The organism is Blastococcus sp. MG754426, from assembly GCF_021699055.1.
Taxonomy (GTDB): domain Bacteria; phylum Actinomycetota; class Actinomycetes; order Mycobacteriales; family Geodermatophilaceae; genus Blastococcus.
On the sequence record NZ_SSXC01000143.1, the window covers coordinates 1 to 2,830 of the forward strand.

The following is a 2,830-nucleotide window of genomic DNA, read 5'->3' on the forward strand; positions in this document are numbered from 1 at the left end:
CGCCACCCGCTACGACAGGCTCGCCACCGTCTACCGAGGAGCCGTCGTCCTCCGGGCCATCACCATGTGGCTAACGACTTAGGAGACGCGCCCTAGGTGGGCCGCACCGGCTATGCCGAGGACCTTGCCGACAACGAGCCCGGCGACGATCGCCCACGCGAGACGGCTGCCCACCGCTTCTCCGAGCACGCCGCCGCCGAGGTCCACCCCGGCGTTGGCGAGGGCGAACAGCGGGACGATGACGTAGGCGGTGACCGGGTGCAGCCGGTGCTCGACCGCGACAAGGACCTCCCGCCCGTCGACCGGCCGGGCCGGAACCAGCAGTCCGAGGGCAACCCCCGCGATGGTCGCGTGCACCCCCGAGTTGAAGACAGCGACCCAGGCGACACCGGCGAGCGGGACCTGGATCCACCACCGGGCCAGGCCGGCGCGCCAGGCTGCGGTGACCAATGCCAGAGTGAGCGCGGCGGCGCCGAGCCAGCCCAGGGCGATGTCGTCGGAGTAGAACACCGCGATGACCGTGATGGCGATGATGTCGTCGACGATCGCGACGGACAGCAGGAAGAGCTTCGCGCTCGCCGGCACGCGGTCGCCCAGCAGCGCCATGATGCCGACCGCGAAGGCGATGCGGTCGCCATCGGGATGCCCCATCCCGCCCGCGCCGGCCCGCCGCCGACCACGGCGAGGAACAGCGCAGCCGGGAGAAGCACACCGCCGAGCGCGGCCACGGCGGGCAGGGCTGCCGCGCGCCGGTCGCGCAACTCCCCAACAACGAGTTCGCGCTTGATCTCCAAGCCGACGACGAAGAAGAACAGCGCCATGAGCAGGTCGTTGACCCAGTGCTGCAGGTCCTCAGTGATCGCGAAGGGCGCGGCGCCGATGGTCAGCTCCCGGTGCCAAAAGGAGTCGTAACCCTCGCCCGCCGCGCTGTTGGCCCAGATAAGGGCGGCCGCGGTGGCCACTAGGAGGACCAGGCCGCCGGAAGCCTCAGCGTGCAGGAACCTCTGCACCGGCGAGAGAATCCGCGTGAACCGTCCGCCGTCCCCTTCGACGCCCACCTAGCCTTCTCCCGTCCTGCCGTTCCCGTTTACGACAAGAACCCCGCGAGGTTCTCGCGACCGGGGTCGGAATCTCAACCGCCCGAACTCCGCGGGGAGGTCTCCCGCTCATCCTTGCCGAGGGACCGCGGGATCCCGCCGGGATGCGCCACGTGCCCGGTCTGGTGCTCGGGGACCCCAACACGTGACCGCAAGGGACAGCAAGGTGGGAATCTCCCGCGTGCCCGGGCCATACCCCGTGTGCACATTGGAGAACCAGGTTGACGCCGATGAAGCCCAGGATGGCGGCCAGTCCGTAGCCCAGGTGCACCCGCCTGCCGAGCGCGCCCCCGAGGACGAAGTGCAGCGCCTGAAGCAAGCGTTGGTGGCGATCACCAGGAATGGGTCACCGATGATGTCGTACACGCCCGGATTGCAGAGATCGCGGCGCGGGTCCCGCATCATCGAACGGCCAGATGCTCACCCCCATGGGATCCTCGTCGTCTCAAAGGGAATGGTCGAGCGGGCCGATGACCGGCTGCACTGGGTCCGCCGCGTGACCTTGCCGAAGAGCACGGCCAATGCCGAACCGCGGCTTGCCGCCCAGGTCCTGGCCACCCTGCGCAACACCGCACATCAGCCTCCACCGACGCACCGACGCACCGACGCACCGACGCACCGACGCACCGACGCACCGACGCACCGACGCACCGACGCACCGGAGCGACCAGCATCGCCACTGCCTGGCGAGCGACCACCTAGCTAGCGCCGGATCCGTCTGGCGACCTTGATCACAAAACGAAGAGACCAACCTTTCCGAGCCCCTGCCGCGGGTTGCCGCTGAAGGCCTGTCGGCGCGGCGTGACTACTTCAGCCCGCGCCGGATCCGGCCCGCGGAAAGACCGACGAGCCTGGCAACCACCATCGCGATGTAGAAGAGGCCGGCCAGCTGCTCGAGCATCACCACGCTCCTCGCGTGATCCTTCACCGGGACGATGTCCGACAGCCCCGTCCCGGACAGCGTCGAGAAGGACAAGAACAGCAGCTCCGTCCAGGACCGCGGCTCGTTCGGTGCCACTGCGGCGATGAAGCTGCCGGGGTCGAGGGCCTGCACCACGACGAAGGTGTGCGCGAACGCCCAGGCGAGCAGGGTGAAGACCGCGCCGATGGCGAACAGCTCGTCCGTGGTGACCACCTCGTCGGCGAGCATGTAGGCCAGCATGCTGGCGGCTGCGTAGAAGTACAGCACCGCCTCGAACCCGGAGCTCCAGGCATTGAGCCCAGGGCTGCTCACAAAGACCTGCGCCACGAGCAGCACCGTCGCCGGCGCCGCCACCAGGAGCACGACCCACGACAGCATCGGGGTCGCGCGGACGGCGATCACCACCAGCCCCAGGACCAGGAAGCCGAAGATCGCCAGCAGCGCCCCGCCGGCGACGCTGTCCTCCAGGAACGGGTAGAGGAGGACTCCCAGGATCTGTGCACCCAGCAGCGTCGCGCACGGCGTATCGCGGACGAAGCGGATCACTCGCATTGACGGAGGCTAGCCAGCGAGGTCTTCGCCTCCACGGAGAACGGGCCTCACCGGTGGTGGCGGCTGCTGTGCCCCGCCGCCACGAGAGGTCGGACGCCCGGCGATCCGGCCCGGGTCACCGCCGTTCGCCGGAGTCCGGACCTCGGTCGGTGTCCGCCGTCGCCTGCCGCTGCGACGCACGACCCCAGACCGGCTGGAGCGCGGCGATCTCCTCGTCGGTCGCGACGCGGAACGGGGGCGTGACCGGTGCCTGGAACGC

1 protein-coding gene and 1 pseudogene are annotated in these 2,830 nt (G+C 69.7%); both read right to left on the bottom strand.

The genetic code is table 11. The features are described from left to right. Positions 1-78: 78 nt before the first annotated feature. Positions 79-1,058 (bottom strand): annotated as a pseudogene (gene nhaA / locus E9549_RS24580) (Na+/H+ antiporter NhaA). A gap of 844 nt (positions 1,059-1,902) precedes the next feature. Next, positions 1,903-2,571, bottom strand: a complete 669-nt coding sequence (locus E9549_RS22590; RefSeq protein WP_113813087.1) for an ion channel — start codon at positions 2,569-2,571, stop codon at positions 1,903-1,905. Between the last annotated feature and the right edge of the window lie 259 nt (positions 2,572-2,830).

Bases quoted from the DNA above. Each gene is read 5' to 3' on its own strand.
- E9549_RS22590 (WP_113813087.1), bottom strand. From the start codon at position 2,571: ATGCGAGTGATCCGCTTCGTCCGCGATACGCCGTGCGCGACGCTGCTG.